Here is a 17,957-nt window from a genome sequence, read left to right as displayed (position 1 = left end):
TCTGATGTTTTCGGCTCGTCAGAGATTTGATCTTTCCGCCAGCTCTGCCGCTGTTCGCCGGCACACATGCGTCCGGTCGCTCCCGGGCCGAACGTGTCGGGCCGGAAAGCGACCGGATGTGTGTGCGTTCAGGTGTCGTTCACGGTTTGGTTGCGTTGACCCGAGCCGAGGATCAGCCGAAGCAGTTCTCTACCGGGTCTCCGCTGTCCGCGCAGTTGGATGGCCGGTTCTTGGTGATCTCCGACTTGTCGTCGATCTCGGCCGTCCCGCCCTCCTTCAGGCACCCGCCAGGAGGCTCCGTCGAGAGGTTCTTGTTGACGGTGGTGTCGGTCAACCTGACGTCGGAGTCGATGCTGTGGATGCCGCCGCCCGAGCCGTCTGGACTGGCGATGGAGTTCGCGTTGATCTTGCTGTCGTTGGCCGCCACTTCGCTGGCGAAGCTGAACAGTCCACCGCCAGAACCGCTCGACCGATTCTGGACCACGCTGGTGTGCGTCAGGTACGTCGTGGAGAGGAAGGTGTCAAGGCCGGCACCTGCACAAGCGTGGATTCGAGGTGCGCGTCGTGTGGTGGGGAGGGTCGACGCGGTGGGTTTCGATGATGTGGAATCGACGTTCGGGGTCGAGAAATTCCTGAACTACAACGACCCCGGGTCCCGTGTTCGGGAGCCGGCGGCCGTCACTGGAATTCCGCGGTAAACCGGAAAGGACGGGCAGGAGTACGGCGAATGGATTTCTGCCGGATGAATACTCTGGCGACTTCCGGCGCTCAGGAAAGTGTCAGCCAGATCGTCGTGTCCGACGGGAGTTCGTCACCGGAGAGCGGGCCGCTTGACAGCAGGACCTTCTCGTGCGGCGGCAGGGTAACCGAACCCGTACCGAAGTTGACCACGCAGCAGAAACGGCCGGGCCGTTCGAACGCCAACAGGTCTTCGGCGAGATCGTTCCGCCACCGCAGGGTCCCGTCTGCCAACCCTGGCAGCGATCTGCGCAGCGTCAGCGCCGTCCGGTAGAGCTCCAGAACCGACTCCGGGTCGCCGGTCTGTGCATCGACGCTGAGCGCCTTCCACTCAGCCGGCTGGGGGAGCCACGGCGCGCCCGAGCCGAACCCGAGCGCCGGGGCGTCACCCGTCCACGGCAACGGGACCCGGCAGCCGTCGCGGCCGCGTACGGTGCCACCGCTGCGGGTCCAGATCGGGTCCTGCAGGGCTCCGACCGGAAGGTCCTCCACCTCGGGCAGGCCAAGCTCGTCGCCCTGGTAGACGTACGCGCTGCCAGGCAGGGCAAGCATCAACAGTGCGGCGGCGCGGCCGCGGCGGGTTCCCAGCGCGATGTCGGCCGGACCGTCGGCGGCGGTCGGCCGCCGCAGGAGGCCGCCCGCCCGGCCGTACCTCGTCACGTGCCGTGGCACGTCGTGGTTGGACATGACCCAGGTGGAAGGTGCGTCCACGGCAACGAGGGTCTGGAGGTTGTGGTCGATGGAGCGACGGAGGTCCGCGGCGTTCCACGCGCACTTGAGGAAGTCGAAGTTGAACGCCGTGTGCAACTCGTCCGGTCGCAGGTAGCGGGCCAGCCGGTCGCTCTCGGTGCGTACCCACGCTTCGGCGACGAAGACCCGGGAGCCTTCCGGGGTGTCGGCGTACGAGTCGGCGATTCGGCGCCACTCACGGTAGATCTCATGAACGCCGTCGCGGTCCCAGTGCGGGTGGTCTGCGATGTCGGGTTCAGCGAGGAGCTCTTCCTCGTCGAGGCCGATGTCAGGCAGGCCGGTGTGCTTGTCGAGCCCGTGGGCGACGTCGATCCGGAACCCGTCGACGCCACGGTCGAACCAGAAGCGCAGGATGTCGGCGAACTCGTCGCGTACCTCTGGATTGGTCCAGTTGAGGTCCGGCTGCTCGGGGGCGAACAGATGGAGGTACCAGTCGCCGGCCGCACCGGTGCGTCGCGCCTCGTCGTGCTCACTGGTCGGTACGCCGTCGTCGACCCGGGTCCAGGCGGGGCCGCCGAAGACCGAGCGCCAGTCGTTGGGTGGCAGTGCGCCGTCGGGTCCCTTGCCGGGTCGGAACCAGTACCGCTCCCGGGCCGCCGAACCCGGTCCGGCTTCGACCGCGGCCACGAACCACGGGTGCTGGTCGGAGGTGTGGTTGGGCACGATGTCGAGGATCACCCGCAGGCCGTGCGTGTGCGCCTCGGCGATCATCGCCTCGGCCTCGGCCAAGGTTCCGAACTCGGGTGCGATGTCCCGGAAGTCGGCCACGTCGTAGCCCCCGTCCGCCATCGGCGAGGCGTACCACGGGGTGATCCAGACCGCGTCGACCCCGAGGTTCGCGAGGTAGGGGAGTCGGGACCGGATCCCCGCGATGTCGCCGATGCCGTCGCCGTTGCCGTCGGCGAAGCTGCGGATGTAGATCTGGTAGATCACGGCGGTTCGCCACCATGCGGCGGGCGGTGTCGTGGTCATGGCGGCCTCTCGGTGCGGTCGGGCTGCGGTCAGTCAGCTCGGCTGGGCTGGCTCGTCGGCCGAGCGTCTCACGGTTGGTCTGGACGTGGCAGGCGGATGGGGCCGGTCTGGATGTGGCCTCGATGTGGCTGGTCTGGATGTGGCTGGTCTGGGATGTGGCTGGTCTGGATGTGGCTGGGAACCAGATCAGCGCAGCAGGTTGGGGCGCTGGCCCGGCGCCGCAGGTCCGGGGTCGGCCGGACCGGTGTCCGTCGGTCCAGTGTCGGTCGGTCCGGTGTTGACCAGGGAGTTGGCGGCCATGACGAGGTAGGCCCAGAGCTCCTTCTCGTACGCCGGATCGAGGGCGAGTTCGTCGACCGCCGCGCGCATGTGTGCGAGCCACCGGTCGCGGGCATCGTCGGTCACCGCGAAGGGGACGTGCCGCATGCGCAGCCTCGGATGGCCCCGCTGCTCGGAGTAGGTGCGCGGACCCCCCCAGTACTGCTCGAGGAACATCCTCAGACGCTCCTCGGCCCCGGCGAGATCGGGCTCGGGGTAGAGCGGACGCAGGACAGGATCGTCCGCGACGCCTTCGTAGAAGCGCCGGACCAGGCGTACGAACGTCTCGTGGCCACCGATGGCGGCGTAGAAGGTGCCGGCGTACGCATCGGGTTCCGAGGCGTCCGCGCCGCCCGTGATCGGGATGCCGACGTCCGGATCCTGCCCGGCCTGGAGGTTCTGCGGTTGCTCGCTCATCGCCGTCCATTGTGACAACCGGGACCAAGTCAGTGAACACCGCTCCGGATACCTGGACGATGCACGGCAATTCGCCATGTTGCACGCCGAATGCGCCGCCCATCTCCGGGGATGATCACGCACACGTGGTCACGTCCGCCCCAGCACGCGGGCGGCATGGAGGTGACAGGCGACGTCGGCGGCACCGGGCTCGGCGGCACCGGGCTCGGCGGCACCGGGCTCGGCGGCACCCTCGGCGGCACCAGGCTTGCGGGCACCGGGCTCGGGAGGCGTCGCGGCGACGCTCGCGGTGGTGCCGGCTTCGATGATCTCCACGGGGGTACGCCGGCAGGACTCGGCCACGCCGGCGGCCTCCGCCGCGCCGGACGCGAGCTCCTGACACCGGGGATGGAACCTGCACCCGGGCGGGATCTGCGTCGCATCGGGTGGTTCGCCGGCGAGGACGATCGGCGAGGCGATCGGCGAGTCCGGGAGTACCGACACCAGCGCACGCGTGTACGGATGCCGTGGCTCGGTGAGGATCCGCTCGACCGGACCGGTCTCGACGATCCGCCCGAGGTACATCACGGCCAGCCGGTCGGCGATGCTCCACGCGAGCCCGAGGTCGTGGGTCACCACGAGCGCCGCCAGACCGAACTCCTCCCGCAGCCGCAGTAGCAGCGCCAGGATCTCGCCCCGGACGGACGCGTCGAGCGACGCCACCGGCTCGTCGGCGATGATCACCTTCGGCTCGAGGACCAGCGCACCCGCGATCACCACGCGCTGGCGCTGCCCACCGGACAGCTCATGGGGGTACGCCAGGAAGAACCGCTCCGGCGGGCGCAGTCCGCAGACTGCCAGCGCGTCGGCCACCCGGTCGCGTTCGTTGCCGGTGATCCCATGGATGCGCAGCCCCTCGGCGACGGCCTCGTAGACGGTGTGTCGGGGGTTGAGCGCGCCCGTCGGGTCCTGCAGGACGAGTTGGACTGAACGCCGGTACGCCTTGAGAGCGCCAGTGCTGTAGGTCAGCGGTTGGCCGGCGTTCGCGACCGTGCCGGCGGACGGGCGGACGAGGCCGAGCAGGGTCCGCGCCAGGGTCGTCTTGCCGCAGCCCGACTCGCCGGCGAGTGCCAGTACCTCACCGGGCGCGAGGTCGAGGTGGACGCCGTCGACGGCGCGGGCGGTCCGCCCACCACGGACGCGGAAGTCGACTCGCAGGTCACGCGCCGACAGGATCGGTTCGCTCACTCGGCGTTCCTTCCCCTTCCGCCTCGCTGGTTCGTGGGTGTTCGACCGGGGGCCGGCCACGGCCAGTCGTCGTCATCCGGTGCCAGCCGAGAATGACCACGCTGAGCAGTCCTGTGGACGCAGACCAGGCGTCCATGCCTGCGTCGGGTCCCAGGGGCATGCTCAGCGTGGTCATTCTCGGCACGGTCATGCTCAGCGTGGTCATTGTCCGGTTCCGCAGCGCGAGCCCGACGACAACGGCGGCGCCCCGGCTGCGCGTACGCAGGCGGCGTGACGGTCACCGCCGTCGACCGGCCACAGACCTACGTCGGCCGTCGAGCACTCCGGCAGCACCACCGGGCAGCGCGGATGGAACGGACACCCCGACGGGATCGCGGCCGGGTCGGGTGGATCGCCGCCCAGCCCGCGGGGGCGCCCACGCGAGTTCGGGTCACCAATGGTCGGAAACGCCGCCGCCAGCGCTCCCGCGTACGGATGCGCCGGGGAGGTGAAGACCGACCGGGCGGGACCGACCTCCACGACTCGGCCGGCGTACATCACCGCGAGCCGCGCACAGGTGGACGACAGGACCGAGAGGTCGTGGCTGATCATGAGCAGGCCGATCCCGCGCTCGGCGACGAGTCCGGCGATGAGGTCGAGCACCTGGGCCTGGATCATCACGTCCAGCGCCGTGGTCGCCTCGTCGGCGATGATCAGCCGCGGCGAGCAGGCGAGAGCCATCGCGATCATGACCCGCTGCCGCTGGCCCCCGGAGAGTTCGTGCGGGTAGCTGGCCGCCCGCCACGTCGGCAGGCCCACCTGGGTGAGCAGGTCGGCCGCCCGCTGATGGGCCTGCGCCTCGGTGACCTCCTCGTGCAGCAGGATGGGCTCGGCGATCTGTCGACCGATCCGGTGGACGGGATTGAGCGCGTGCATCGCACCCTGGAAGACGATCGAGCTGCCGGCCCACCGCACGGCCCTGAGCTGTCCCCACGACATGGCGAGTACGTCGTCGCCATCGAGCAGCACCTGTCCGGTCACGGTCGTACCGGCGGGAAGGAGCCGGAGCAGCGCCAACGCGAGCGTCGACTTGCCACAGCCGGACTCGCCGGCGATGCCGAGGGTCTCACCGACGTCGAGGGTGAGGTCGACGCCACGCACGGCCGGTACGTCGCCACGGGTGCCGTGGTAGGTGACCGCGAGGTCGCAGACGTCGAGGAGCGCCACCATCGCCAGCCCTCACCGCCCCCGAAGCCGCGGGTTGAAGACGGCCTCCAGCGCGCGCCCACACAGCGTGAAGCACAGGACGACCACCAGGATCGCGAGGCCGGGTGTCAGGAGATACCACCAGGCGCCGTAGGTGATCGCTCCGGAGGAGTTGGCCCGGCTCAACATGCCGCCCCACGAGATCCGCGACGGATCACCCAGCCCGAGGAACGCCAGTGTCGCCTCGGCAAGGACCGCGCTCGCCACCTCGAGGGTGGTGCTGGCGAGAACGAGAGGCATCACGTTGGGAAGCACGTGCCGGGTCATCTGGTGCCAGTGACCCGCACCGAGGGCCTTGGCGCGTTCGAGGTACGGACGGGCTTCCACGGCGAGTGTCTGCGCCCGGATCAGCCGTGCCGTGCCGGCCCACGACGTGACGCCGATCGCGACGATGATCGTGGTGAGGCTCGGTCCGAGAACCGCGGCGAGGGCGATCGCGAGTACCAGCCGCGGCAGAACGATGAACCAGTCCGTGATCCGCATCAGCAACCCCGCGAACCACCCGCCGAAGTGTCCCGCCGCGATACCGACGAGGGTGCCGATGCCCATCGCCAGCAGGGTCGCCGTTACGCCGACCAGCAAGGAGATCCGGGCCCCCCACAGGATGAGGAGCAGAACTGACCGACCGGACTCGTCCGTACCGAGGAGGAAGCGTGCACTCGGCGCCTCCAGGCGTTCGCCGGTGGCCTGGGTGACGTCGAGGCCGCTCTCGTCGGTGAGGAGCGGTGCCGCAAGCGCGAGCACGACGATGAGGACCATGCCGGTGAGCCCGGCGACGCCCACTCGCTGCCGCCGGTAGTCGCGCCAGAACCGCGTCAAGGCCGCCTTGCGTCGCTGCCAGGCGACCGCGCGACCGGACGCCAGCCCGGCCGTGTCGGGTGCCCCGGTGGCGCTCACGCGTGCCGCACTCTCGGGTCGAGGAACCGGTAAACGAGGTCGGCTGCGGTGTTGGCGAGGATCACCGCGGTGGAGAAGAACAGGAACGTCCCCTGCAGGAGTGGCAGGTCGGGGATCTTCAACGCCTGGTAGGCCAGCAGTCCGAGACCCGGCCAGCTGAACACCGTCTCGGTGAGGATCGCGCCGCCGACCACGCTCCCGAGTTGGAGGAACACCAGCGTCACCGTGGGCAGCAGTGCGTTGGGTACCGCGTGCCGGCTGCGTACCCGGGCGTCCCGCAGGCCCTTGGCGCGCGCCGTCGTGAGGTAGTCGTTGCCCATCTCGTCGAGGATCGACGACCGCATGACGAGGACGTACTGCGCGTAGATCACCGCCGTCATCGTGACGGCTGGCAGGACGAGATGGTGCAGGGTGTCGAGCGTCTGCGGCCAGAACTCGTCAGGGGTACGCGGCGCGACCATGCCGTTGATCGGAAAGAGCCCGAGATAGCGCGCGAACACCATGATGACGAGCATCCCGAACCAGAACGTCGGCGCCGACCAGAGAGTGAGCGAGACCCCGACCTGCGTCTTGTCGAACCTGCTGCCCTGGCGCCAACCCGCCCGCGTCCCGATCCACAACCCGAGGGAGGCGGCCAGCACGAGCGCGGTGCCGGTGAGCAGGACGGTGGCGCCGAGGCGTTCGAGGATGAGGGTCGTGACCGGCTGCTGGTACTGGTAGGACTCGCCGAGGTCGCCGGTCACCACCCCCTGCAGGTAGGTGAGGAACTGCAGGCCGAGCGGATCGTCCAGGCCGAGCTTCTCCCGTAGCGCAACGCGTTCGGCCGGCGTGGTGGGCACGTCGCGGGTCAGCGCGTCGACCGGGTCGCCGCCCAGGATCCGGAAGAGGAAGAACGCCGAGAAGACCACCATGAGCAACGAGAGCGCGGCACCACCGAGTTTGCTCAGGAGGTAGCGGGCGAAGCCGCCTGCACCCGGGCGCGCCCCGGCACCCTCGTGGCCTGGGTCCCCGCCGGCCGCATTCGGTCCGCCGGTGGCCGCGTCCGCCGACCCCGTCGAGTCGGCGGACCGCGCTACCAGCGATGGATCCATCGCCATGAGTGGCCGGCTACTCCCGCTCGTCCGCGGTCTTGCGCCGGCGTACGACGACGAACCCGGCGGCCGCGGCGATCAGCACGACGGCGGCACCGCCACCGACGAAGAGCGCGACGCGCGAGCCGCCAGCATCCTCGGCCTGCACCGGCCTGGCCGACATGTACGCCCAGTTGCCCTGCTGGCCCGAGATCATGCCCCGCGTGGACGGCTGCTTGATGAACCCGGTCCAGCGGTCGCTGCGGTAGGCCTCGAGGGTGTCGGCATAGCGGAGCGTGATGACCGGCGCGTCGGTGTAGAGGATCCGCTGCATCTCCTTGACGATCGCCGCCCGCTTGGCGATGTCGCTCTCGGCCTTCTGCTTCTCGTGCAGCCTGTCGTAGGCCGGGTTGCAGTAGAACGTGTCGGTGTCGCGCTGCGTCCCGCTCGCGTCGTCGGGAAGGACGCCGCACGTGTGCAGGCTGAGGATCGACGTCGGGTCGGGGCCGACCCCCCAGCCGGAGAAGATGATGTCGTACCGGCCGAGGTAGAGGTTGTCGTTGAGCTTGGTGAAGTCGGCGGCCTCGATCGTCACCTCGATCCCGATCTGCTTCCACCAACCCTTGAGAAACTCGGAGTCGGTCGCCTCTGACGGTGTGTCGGAATGGTTGAGCAGGCGGAACTTCAGCGGCTCGTCCGAGTCCGGCATGCGTCTGATCCCGTCGGACCCGCGCTCGTATCCCGCCTCGTCGAGGATCTGGTTGGCTTTGTCGATGTCGAACGTCACCTTGTCCGCGTCGCTCGGCTCGTAGTGGTAGGTGTCGAAGATCGGCGGGATGTAGCTGATGCCGGGCAGAGCCATGCCGTCGTTGACCTTGGCGATCAGCTCCTCCTTGTTGGTGGCGTAGTGGATCGCCTGTCGGACCGCCTTGTCCTTCAGTGCGGGATGGCCGTCACCGAACTCCTTGCCGTCCTTCGTACGCGCCCCCATGTTGAACGTGATGGCGCCGAACCGGCGGTTTGCCGCCCGGTTGAGGGTGATGCCGGCCTTGCCTTCGAGCGCTTTGTACGCGGCGGGCGTCAGGCCACTCACCACGTCGACCTCGCCGGCGATGAGCGCCTGCACGCTCGCGTCCGGCGTCTTGTAGTAGCGGAAGACCAGCTCGTCATAGGCCGGCGCGCCTGCCCAGTAATCCTTGTTGGCCTTCAGCCGGATGAACTGGTCGGTCTTGAACTCCACGACCTGGAAGGGTCCCGAGCCGACCAGCGGGAAGTCGAAGTTCTTGAAGTCGCCGACCTTGCCCTCGTGCTTCTCCCAGATGTGCCGGGGGACGATGGCGTTGTCGAGCGCCAGCATCTGGTTGGTCGGGCGCTTGAGCCTGATGACCAGAGTGGTGTCGTTGGGGGCGTCGACGCTGGAGAAGTTCTCCACCAGGTCCGACGACGACGCGCGGGCGTCCTCGTCGGTCATCATCAGGTTGTAGGTGAACTCCGCGTCGCGCGCCGTCAGCGGAGTGCCGTCGGAGAACTTCACGCCCTTGCGGATCGTGTACGTCCACGTCAGGTGGTCCGCCGACTCCTCCCACTTGGTCGCGAGGCCCGGGACCGGCTTGAAGTCCGTGGCACTCCAGTCGATCAGCGAGTCGTAGCTCAACCCCGCGACCGTGTAGCCGATCGCGAAGAACGACATGAACGGGTTGAACGTGTCGACCGACTGCGACGCCGCGACGACCAGCTGCGTGGGCTGCTCCTCCTCGGCGCGTGCGCTGGAAGGGAGGACGAGTGCCGTGACGCACGCGAACGCCGCCAACAGGGCGGTCGCGTGACGCCATCGAGCCGTCGCGATGCGCATCAGACACTCCTCGGAACGGCGCTCGGGCCGAGCGCTCGGGTCAGGCGCTCCCGGGCGGGGCGCTCACGGGGGGAGAAACTTTCTACCGCTGATCACGCCTGGGCGGTAAGTGATCGCGATGCTGCCGTGGTCACGGCGTCGCGGTCAAGTGATTGCGGGTCACGACCCGGTTGAGCTTGCGTTTCCGCGCCGTGGCGCTGAGGTGGGGGATCTCTCGGCGCCAGGTGGGCTTTGCGTGAGGGTGCCCCCTGCGCCACCCTCTCACCGACGGAGAGGTGCGCTGCTCCGTCGTACGACCAAGGTGGTGGCCAACTCCATCCGGCTCGGCTCCGATGCCCCGACCGCGATCTGGCGGACGAGCATCCGCATCGCTGCCGCAGCCATCGCGGCGAGCGGTTGCCGGACGGTGGTCAGCGGCGGGTCCAGCCACTGGGAGATCGGGATGTCATCGAAGCCGACGACGCTGACCTCGTCGGGAATCCGGAGCCCACGGGCATGGGCGGCCTGGTACGCCCCGATCGCCTGCTCGTCGTTGCCGGTGACGATGGCGGTGGGTGGGTGGGGGTGGTCGAGCACCCTGCCGGCGGCGGCCTGTCCCTCCTCGCGGGTGAAGAGTGCCGGTGTCACCAGGGCAGGGTCGACGGCGTGTCCGGCCGCCTCGATCGCGTACCGGAACCCGGCCAGTCGAGCGCGTGCCGACTCCAGGACCGGCGGCCCGGAGATCGCGGCGATCCGGGAGTGACCAAGGTCGAGCAGGTGCTGCGTGGCGTCGAATCCGCCCTGCCAGTTCGTGACACCGACCGAGAGCGTCTCGGGTCCGCAGTCGCCCATGGGATCCACTGCGACGTGCGGGATGGCGGCGGCGCGCAGCCGCCGAAGGTCCGAGCGCCCGAGCTGCTTGACGACCGCGGCGACGCCGTCGCTGCCACGGCGCAGGATCCGGTCGATCCACGGCGTCCAGGGTTGTGCGTACGGAAGGATCGACACGGCGACACTGAAGTCCGCGGACTCAGCGGTCTCGACCGCCCCTCGCAGGATCTCCTCCGCCCACGGGGTCGCGAGATTGTCGATGGCGAGGTCGATGAGGCCGGTCGCCTGGCGGCTGCGGCTGCGGAGATAGCCGTGGTGACTGAGCAACTCCTCCACCCGTGCCCTCGTGAGGGCGGCCACGTCATGCCTGCCGTTCAGCACCTTGGACACGGTCGGCACGGAAACTCCCGCCTCGGCGGCGATGGCCGCGAGCGTGACTGTGCGAGGACCCGCGGATCCGGGCATCTGGCCTCCCGTCGAGTGGTGGGTCGACGCGGGCGGAGCGAAGGTTCGGACCAGCCTTCCGGGCTTGGCGGGACGGCCTGCCCTGGTCCTGGTCAACGGCGCCGACCGAAAGTCGGAACCGAAACAGCGAGCGGATTTCCGGCAAGGATAGCCAGCAGGGGGAACCGGTGGAAATCGCCACCAGGGTGCCACGGCAAGATGGCCTACGTACGACCGAACAACCATGCAGGAACCGACAGGAGGATCCATGGCCACCACGCGGACCGCGAACGCCCACTGGGAAGGTTCCCTGATCGAGGGAGCCGGTCGGGTCTCGCTCGACTCGTCCGGTCTCGGGACCTACGACGTCACCTGGCCAGCGCGTTCCGAGGCCCCGAATGGCAAGACCAGCCCCGAGGAACTGATCGCGGCCGCCCACTCGACGTGCTACTCGATGGCGCTCTCGCACGGTCTCGCCCAGGCTGGGACGCCGCCGCGCGTGGTCGACACGAAGGCCGACGTGACGTTCCAACCGGGGGAGGGCATCACCGGCATCCACCTGACAGTCCGGGCGGACATTCCTGGTCTTGACGCCGACGCCTTCGCCAAGGCCGCTCAGACGGCGAAGGAGAACTGCCCGGTCTCCAAAGCGCTCGCGGGTACGACGATCACCCTGGACGCCGCCCTGGTCTGAGCTGGACAGGCTCGGTCACCATGCGGAGTTGTCGGAGGCTCACCTGCTTCTGCGCGGCAGACCTCCGACAACTCGACGGGTCGGCCCGCCTCGATGGGGCCGCCTGCTACGGAGCCGCCGTTCCGGTCGTTCCGGTCTGATGGTCGGGCCATATCGGGGCGGGTACCCGGATGTCCTCGGCGTCGAAGATGGCCTTGAGCCGCAGCCTGAGTTCGCGCAGGACCCCGAAGTGTTGGTTGGCCGCACACCGGCCGATGACGCGGAGTGTGATCGAGTTACCCGTCACGGCTTCGATGCCGACCACCTTCGGTACCTCGAGGATGTTGTCGCGGAACGCGTCGTCCTCGGCGATCGCCTGCGCCACGCCGTTGATCAGTTCCTCCACCTGGGGGATGTCCTCGTCGGGGGCCACCTCGACGTCGAGGAGCAGGCTCGACCAGCCCTGGCTGCGGTTGCCGATCCGGATGACCTCGCCGTTGCGGACGTGCCAGAGGACCCCGTCGAATCCGCGCAGCCGGGTCACCCGGAGACCGACGCCCTCGACGGTGCCGACCGCCTCGCCCATGTCGATGATGTCCCCGACGCCATACTGGTCCTCGAGCAGCATGAACACGCCCGAGATGACGTCCTTGACGAGGTTCTGGGCCCCGAAGCCGAGGGCCACGCCGACCACGCCGGCACTCGCGAGGACCGGGCCCAGGGGATAGCCGAGGATCTCCAGGATCATCAGCACGATGACGCTTGCGGTCACCACAGTCGTCACGCTCTTGAAGAGCGAGCCCAGCGCCTGGGCCCGCTGCGCACGGCGTTCGTGATAGAGCGTGGCGTTGGTGCTGAGGATCTTGGCCGCCCGCTCGCTCCCGAAGAAGTGCTTGGGCGGGGCGAGGCCAGCGGTCTTGGAGACCAACCGGTCGATCAGCCGATTGACGATCAGGCGGATGAGGACGCCGAGGATCAGCAGGAAGACGATCCGTGCCGGCACCTCGGCCTTGTCGGCGAACTGGCTCCAGGTCAGCGCATACACCACCCGGCTCATTGTGCAGGGGCCACGAGACCGTGCCGATCCGGGGCCCCGCGGGCAGGACATGCCGCATGTGACGCGGAGCCACGAGGCGGGTTGCACGTGGGCCCGGGGCGAGCGCCCGCTGGTCGGTCCGGGTCGGTACGGTGGCACCCGTGATGAACAGTCAGAAGAGGGTCGGGCGGCTCCTTTCCTCGGCCGTCGTGGTAAGCGGTGCCGGCACGTTCCTGCTCACGGGAGCGGCGCCCGCCTTCGGGGCGACGCCCCAGGGGACCGCCGTGGCGATGACACCTCTCGAGGTGATCGGCATCTTCGTCGGCATTCCCGTCGGGCTCTTCGTCATCATCACGCTGCTCGTCATGGCGCCCGGCCTGATCCGCGGCGCGCGCCAGCAGCCTGGTCTCTCCTGGTCCGGCCGGCCGGAATGGTTCGGCGCCAACCCTGACGCCGGCGAACTCGCCGCGGGCACAGGTTCGACGTCCAGCGACCGTCCCGCGGTCGCGTCCGCGAGTGCATCGGAGGAGGAGTCCGGGCCGGCGCTCGAGGGATCACCCTCCACCGAGCGAGGTGGCGCCGGTGGCCAGTGGTGAGACGTTCAGCCCACGTGAGCGCGCCGAGATCGAGCGTGCGGTACGCATCGCGGGCGAGCTCTCAGGGCTGACCTTCTCCACCTACGTCGGCCATGTCGACGGCGATCTGCGATCCTTCGCCGCCCAGGCGCACGCCGCGCTCCCGGACCCGGCGCGCTCTGTCATGATCCTGGTCGACCCCACCGCCCGGCGGATGGAGATCCTGACGGGGCGGGATGCCGGTCGGGTGTTGTCCGACGACGCGTGCCGGCTCGTCGTCCTGGCCATGCAGTCGGCGTTCGCTGTCGGCGATCTCGTGGGCGGGATCGTCACCGGGCTGCAGCAGCTTGGTGAGCACGCCCGGCGTCCCAGGACCGCCCATCTCGACGAGTCCTAGGGTCCGCCGACAGATCGCCACAATGGAGTGAGCGCGCGAGCGAGGGTGGGTGGTCCCGTCCACGCGGGCGCCAGGTGATTGTCCACGCGACCGAGCGACCGAACAGGTGAGCGCCGTGCAGACAGAACCGCTACCAGCAGCTCTCGAACCGCTCCCCGTTGGCTACCGCGCACTCTTCAGTCGCCTCCTCGCCGTCGTACGGGAGGACGAGCGATTCCGTGCGTTCTGGCTCTCGGGTTCGTTGGCGCGCGGCGTGGCCGACGCGGGGTCGGACCTCGACGTGATCCTCGCGATCCGCGACGACGACTTCGACGGGCACGCCGAGTCGTGGCGCGACTGGCTCGCCACCATCACACCGGTTCTGCTCGCTCGACAGATCCCGGACATGCCGGGAAGCTTCTACTCGCTGACCACCGACTGCCTGCGACTCGACGTGGTGGTCGAGCCGGTCAGTCGACTCGCGACGACGCCGTTTCGCCGGCGGATCGTGGTCGTCGACCACGATGGCCTCGACGCCCAGGTGCCGCCGCCGGTCGACCGGGCGGGACCTGATCTGGAGCGGATGGCCTTCCTGGTCGAGGAGTTCTACCGGACGATGGCGAACTTTCCGCCGGCCGTCGTTGCCCGCGAGGACTGGCTGCTCGGGATCATGGGTGTCCAGAGCCACCGGCAGATGCTCTACGAACTGTTCGTCCAGGCCAACCAGCCGCTGCCTCCCATGGGGGTCAAGCAGTGGAGTTCGAAGTTGACGCCGGAGCAGCGGTCGGTGCTCGAGGAGCTTCCGCCGCTCGACGTCGTTCCGGGTGTCCTGATCGAGGCGATGCGGGCCACTGCCGACGCGTGGCAGACAGCGGGGAGGGCGACCCTCGAAGCGGCGGGCGTTGCCTGGCCGGCAGAGCTGGCCGCCGCGACCCGGGCCTACTTCGACGCCGAGATCTCCCGCTGGGTCTGAACGGGGGCGCGGGCCTGGCCTCGTTCGACGCGGAGGTTGCCCGGCCAGGCACTTGCCCGAGGTCAGCCTTCGGCGTCGCGGGCCTGCGCACGCAGCGCGCGCTGCAGATCGGCGATCCCTTCGCCGACCAGTCGGCGTACGGCCGGCACCGGTTGGATGTTGTCAACCCAGGCTTGCACCTTGTCCACCGTCTCCTGGGTGGCCAGCAGGCGGGGGAACAGACCGACGAGCACCGCTTGGGCCATCTCGTTGGCCTTGCGTTCCCAGACCGCACCTGCCGCGTCGAGGTAGGTGTCGACGTACCCCGCGAGCAGGTCCTCCTGTCCCGGCTGCCAGAACCCCCGGATCGTGTCGAACTGGGTCTGGTTGGGGATGTCGTCGCGCTCGACCGCGTCGCGCCAGGCGTCCGCCTTGGCAGTGGCGTCGGGCCGCGCCGCCCGGGCGTGGGCGGCCGCCTCCTGACCCTTGCTCGTACGGTCCCGCTCCAGTTCCTCGGTGATCTCGGCCTCTCCGAAGACGCCAAGTCGGGCGAGGCTCTGCACAAGACGCCAACGCAGCTCGGCGTCGACTGCCAGGCCGTCGAGGACCACCGAGCCGTCGAGCAGCCCAGCCAGGAAGTCGGCGTGCTCGGCAAGGGCGGCGCCGGCGAAGGTCCGGACCAACGCCAGCTGGTGGTCGCTACCAGGCTCGGCGGCCTTGACGAGCGGGAGCAGGCCGTCGGCCCAGGTCCTCCGCGCCTCGTTCCGCCGCACGGGCGCGGTGTAGACGTTGACCGCGGTGCCGGCAGTACGCAGCAGCAGCTGGACGACGTTGATGTCCGGTTCTGCCGCCACGCCGCCCAGCACCAGAGCGATGTAGTCCCGGGCCGGGATCTCGGCGTCACGGCACATGTCCCACGCGGCGGTCCAGGCGAGCGAGCGGGGCAGCGAGTCGGTGAACTCCCCGATGTGCCCGATCAGGGTGGCGAACGACCGGTCGTCGAGGCGGATCTTGGCGTACGTCAGGTCGTCGTCGTTCAGCAGGATCAGGTCAGGACGGGAGAGCCCCACCAGCTCGGGGACGTCGGTGTGCTCGCCGGTGACGTCCAGCTCGACCCGCGTACGCCGGACCAGGCCGGCATCGGTGCGGTCGTACAGGCCGATCGCGAGCCGGTGGGACCGACGCGTCGGGTGCTCGGTCGCGGCCGACTGGACCACGCCGAACGACGTGAACCGCCCCTTGTCGTCGACGTCGAACGACGCCCGGAAGGTGTTGACCCCGGCGGTCTCGAGCCATTCCTTGCTCCATGCGACGAGGTCGCGACCGCTCGTCTCCTCCAGGCACACGCGCAGGTCGGCGAGGGTGGCGTTGCGCCATTCGTAGGCCTTGAAGTAGTGGCGCAGCCCCGCGAAGAACTCGTCCCGCCCCACCCAGGCGACAAGCTGCTTCAGCACGCTGGCGCCCTTGGCGTAGGTGATCCCGTCGAAGTTGACCTGGACGTCCTCGAGGTCGCCGATGACGGCCTGGATCGGGTGGGTCGACGGCAGCTGGTCCTGTCGGTAGGCCCAGGTCTTCTCGGTGTTGGCGAACGTCGTCCATGCGTGAGCCCAGCGGGTCGTCTCCGCCTGGCAGAGAGTGCTCGCGTAGGTGGCGAACGACTCGTTGAGCCACAGGTCGTCCCACCAGGCCATCGTGACGAGATCGCCGAACCACATGTGGGCCAGCTCGTGCAGGATCGTCGTGGCGCGCCCCTCGTAGGCGGCGTCGGTCATCCGACTGCGGAAGACGTACTCGTCGCGGATCGTCACGCAACCGGCATTCTCCATCGCACCCATGTTGTATTCGGGGACGAAGAGCTGGTCGTACTTCTCGAACGGGTAGGCGTAGTCGAACTGCTCCTCGAAGAACGCGAACCCGCGCTTGGTGACGTCGAAGATCTCGTCCGCGTCGAGGTACTCCGCCAGGGACTGCCGGCAGAAGACCGCGAGCGGGATCTCGTTTGCCAGACCGGCGTAGGAGTCCCGGACCACGTGGTAGGGCCCGGCGACGAGTGCGGTGATGTAGGTCGAGATCCGGGGGGTCGGCGCGAACTCCCAGACCGCGGTGGCGCTCTCCCGCGCCGGCAGCCGCCGGGGCTCCGGGCTGGGGGAGTTGGAGACGACCTGCCAGTCGGCCGGTGCGGTCACCGTGAGCGCGAAGGTGCCCTTGAGGTCGGGCTGTTCGAACGTCGCGTAGACCCGCCGCGCGTCGGGCACCTCGAACTGGGTGTAGAGGTAGGGAAGCTTGTCCACCGGATCGAAGAACCTGTGCAGGCCCTCACCGGTGTTCATGTAGCTCGTGTCGGCCACGACCCGCAGCTCGTTGTCGGTGGCGAGGTCATCGAGGGTGATCCGTGAGTCGGCGTAGGCCGTCGCGGGGTCGAGATCGCGCCCGTTGAGGACGATCTCACGGACTCGGGGAGCGATGAGGTCGACGAACGTGCTCGCGCCGGGTTCGGTGCAGCTGAACCGGATCACGGTCGTGGAGGAGTACGTCGTGGCCCCCGGGTCGGGCGCCGATGACAGGTCCAGCTCGACGTCGTAGCTGTGGACCGACAGGAGACGGGCGCGGGTGGCGGCCTCGTCGCGGGTGAGGTTCGTGCCAGGCATAGCCCTCATCCTTCCACGCGCGGTGTCGCCGTCGCGAAAGAGTTGCGCAGGCCGGTCAATTGGGGAATGTCGCACGTCGGCGGTGAAGTTGCCCATGATGGGTCGTCGGTTCCGGCCGCTGTGTGCGTCCGGTGTCTGCCGGCGGATGCAATGCCCGAAATGTGCGGAGAAGGTGTGGGCGAGGTACGGAGAGTACGCCGAGAAGGTGCCGAGGACGTGCCGAGGATTTCCTGAGGAGATGGAGTGAGCATGGGCGATGAACGAGAGACCGCCGACTTCTGGTTCGACCCGGCCTGCCCGTGGGCGTGGATCACCTCCCGATGGATGGTGGAGGTGGAGAAGGTACGTCCGGTGAAGACGCAGTGGCACGTCATGAGTCTCGCGGTCCTCAACTCCGGCCGAGACCTGTCCGAGGACTACAAGAAGGGCCTGGAGACCTCGTGGGGCGCGGTCCGGATCGCGATCGCGGCCGCGCAGCAGGCGGAGAAGGACGGCGAGGACCAAAGTGAGGTCCTCGGCAGGTACTACACCGAGATCGGCACCCGCTTCCACCACGAGAAGAAGCCCCGCGAGCGCGCCACGTTCGAGGAGGCGCTCGAGGCAGCCGGCCTGTCGACCGACCTCGTTGACGCGGCCAACACGAACGACTACGACGACGCCCTCCGCGAGAGCCACAAGGAGGGCATGGATCTCGTGGGATACGACGTGGGTACGCCGGTGATCCGGGTGGCAGGATCGGCGTTCTTCGGCCCGGTCGTGTCACCGATCCCGCGCGGTGAGGACGCCGGCAGGCTCTGGGACGGCGTACTCCTCGTCGCCGGTACGGACGGTTTCTTCGAGCTCAAGCGCAGCCGGACGCGAGGCCCGGTCTTCGACTGACCCGTCGCCTCTCCGGCGACTGCCCAGGGCGACCATCTGCGTGACCGTCGCCGGTGATCATGACGGTGATCATGTTCG

Annotated in this window: 16 protein-coding genes; 5 read left to right on the top strand and 11 right to left on the bottom strand. The window is 68.9% G+C overall.

The genetic code is table 11. The features are described from left to right. Positions 1–172 precede the first annotated feature (172 nt). The 9 genes from ABN034_RS11560 to ABN034_RS11520 all read right to left on the bottom strand — a co-directional run bounded on the left by ABN034_RS11560 (position 173) and on the right by ABN034_RS11520 (position 10,761). Positions 173–484, bottom strand: coding sequence for a hypothetical protein (locus ABN034_RS11560; RefSeq protein WP_349690994.1), 312 nt, complete (start codon positions 482–484; stop codon positions 173–175). Between the two features lie 284 nt (positions 485–768). Continuing rightward, positions 769–2,460 carry a glycoside hydrolase family 13 protein gene (locus ABN034_RS11555; RefSeq protein WP_349690993.1) on the bottom strand — a complete coding sequence of 564 codons (1,692 nt, stop codon included), beginning with the start codon at positions 2,458–2,460 and terminating at the stop codon, positions 769–771. 186 nt (positions 2,461–2,646) lie between these two features. Further along, positions 2,647–3,195: a globin gene (locus tag ABN034_RS11550; RefSeq protein WP_349690992.1), complete on the bottom strand. Its 549-nt coding sequence runs from the start codon at positions 3,193–3,195 to the stop codon at positions 2,647–2,649. A gap of 129 nt (positions 3,196–3,324) precedes the next feature. Beyond that, positions 3,325–4,422 carry an ABC transporter ATP-binding protein gene (locus ABN034_RS11545; protein WP_349690991.1) on the bottom strand — a complete coding sequence of 366 codons (1,098 nt, stop codon included), beginning with the start codon at positions 4,420–4,422 and terminating at the stop codon, positions 3,325–3,327. Positions 4,423–4,623: 201 nt separating this feature from the next. Continuing rightward, positions 4,624–5,631 (bottom strand): ABC transporter ATP-binding protein, encoded by a 1,008-nt coding sequence (locus tag ABN034_RS11540; protein WP_349690990.1) that lies wholly within the window; start codon positions 5,629–5,631, stop codon positions 4,624–4,626. A 9-nt stretch (positions 5,632–5,640) separates the two neighbouring features. Continuing rightward, complete coding sequence (locus ABN034_RS11535) at positions 5,641–6,564, bottom strand: ABC transporter permease (protein ID WP_349690989.1); 924 nt, start codon at positions 6,562–6,564, stop codon at positions 5,641–5,643. Then, complete coding sequence (locus ABN034_RS11530; protein ID WP_349690988.1) at positions 6,561–7,661, bottom strand: ABC transporter permease; 1,101 nt, start codon at positions 7,659–7,661, stop codon at positions 6,561–6,563. Before ABN034_RS11530 ends, ABN034_RS11535 begins: the two co-directional genes overlap by 4 nt. 10 nt (positions 7,662–7,671) lie before the next feature. After that, the gene (locus ABN034_RS11525) at positions 7,672–9,486 is read right to left on the bottom strand and encodes an ABC transporter substrate-binding protein (protein WP_349690987.1); all 1,815 of its coding nucleotides are present in this window, start codon (positions 9,484–9,486) and stop codon (positions 7,672–7,674) included. 261 nt (positions 9,487–9,747) lie between these two features. Beyond that, positions 9,748–10,761: a LacI family DNA-binding transcriptional regulator gene (locus tag ABN034_RS11520; RefSeq protein WP_349690986.1), complete on the bottom strand. Its 1,014-nt coding sequence runs from the start codon at positions 10,759–10,761 to the stop codon at positions 9,748–9,750. Positions 10,762–11,008: 247 nt separating this feature from the next. Between ABN034_RS11520 and ABN034_RS11515 the strand changes: the two genes are divergently transcribed. Then, on the top strand, positions 11,009–11,434 hold the full coding sequence (locus ABN034_RS11515) for an OsmC family protein (RefSeq protein WP_349327558.1): 426 nt from the start codon (positions 11,009–11,011) through the stop codon (positions 11,432–11,434). A 106-nt stretch (positions 11,435–11,540) separates the two neighbouring features. On the opposite strand, the gene ABN034_RS11510 is transcribed toward ABN034_RS11515, so the two are convergent. Continuing rightward, positions 11,541–12,470 carry a mechanosensitive ion channel family protein gene (locus tag ABN034_RS11510; protein WP_349690985.1) on the bottom strand — a complete coding sequence of 310 codons (930 nt, stop codon included), beginning with the start codon at positions 12,468–12,470 and terminating at the stop codon, positions 11,541–11,543. A 143-nt stretch (positions 12,471–12,613) separates the two neighbouring features. Here ABN034_RS11510 and ABN034_RS11505 point away from each other — a divergent pair, with 143 nt between their 5' ends. The 3 genes from ABN034_RS11505 (at position 12,614) to ABN034_RS11495 (ending at position 14,373) form a co-directional block, all read left to right on the top strand. Next, positions 12,614–13,045: a hypothetical protein gene (locus tag ABN034_RS11505; RefSeq protein WP_349690984.1), complete on the top strand. Its 432-nt coding sequence runs from the start codon at positions 12,614–12,616 to the stop codon at positions 13,043–13,045. Further along, entirely contained in the window at positions 13,032–13,421 is a 390-nt protein-coding gene (locus tag ABN034_RS11500) for a DUF5130 family protein (protein ID WP_349327564.1), read from the top strand. Before ABN034_RS11505 ends, ABN034_RS11500 begins: the two co-directional genes overlap by 14 nt. Positions 13,422–13,536: 115 nt before the next feature. Continuing rightward, on the top strand, positions 13,537–14,373 hold the full coding sequence (locus ABN034_RS11495; protein WP_349690983.1) for a hypothetical protein: 837 nt from the start codon (positions 13,537–13,539) through the stop codon (positions 14,371–14,373). A gap of 62 nt (positions 14,374–14,435) precedes the next feature. On the opposite strand, the gene pepN is transcribed toward ABN034_RS11495, so the two are convergent. After that, positions 14,436–17,000 carry an aminopeptidase N gene (pepN, locus tag ABN034_RS11490; RefSeq protein ID WP_349690982.1) on the bottom strand — a complete coding sequence of 855 codons (2,565 nt, stop codon included), beginning with the start codon at positions 16,998–17,000 and terminating at the stop codon, positions 14,436–14,438. A 249-nt stretch (positions 17,001–17,249) separates the two neighbouring features. On the opposite strand from pepN, the gene ABN034_RS11485 reads away from it, so the two are divergent. Next, the gene (locus ABN034_RS11485) at positions 17,250–17,879 is read left to right on the top strand and encodes a mycothiol-dependent nitroreductase Rv2466c family protein (RefSeq protein WP_349690981.1); all 630 of its coding nucleotides are present in this window, start codon (positions 17,250–17,252) and stop codon (positions 17,877–17,879) included. Positions 17,880–17,957 lie beyond the last annotated feature (78 nt).

Source organism: Actinopolymorpha sp. B11F2, from assembly GCF_040195635.1.
Classification (GTDB): Bacteria; Actinomycetota; Actinomycetes; order Propionibacteriales; family Actinopolymorphaceae; genus Thermasporomyces.
This window is presented reverse-complemented; position numbering and strand designations above follow the sequence as displayed.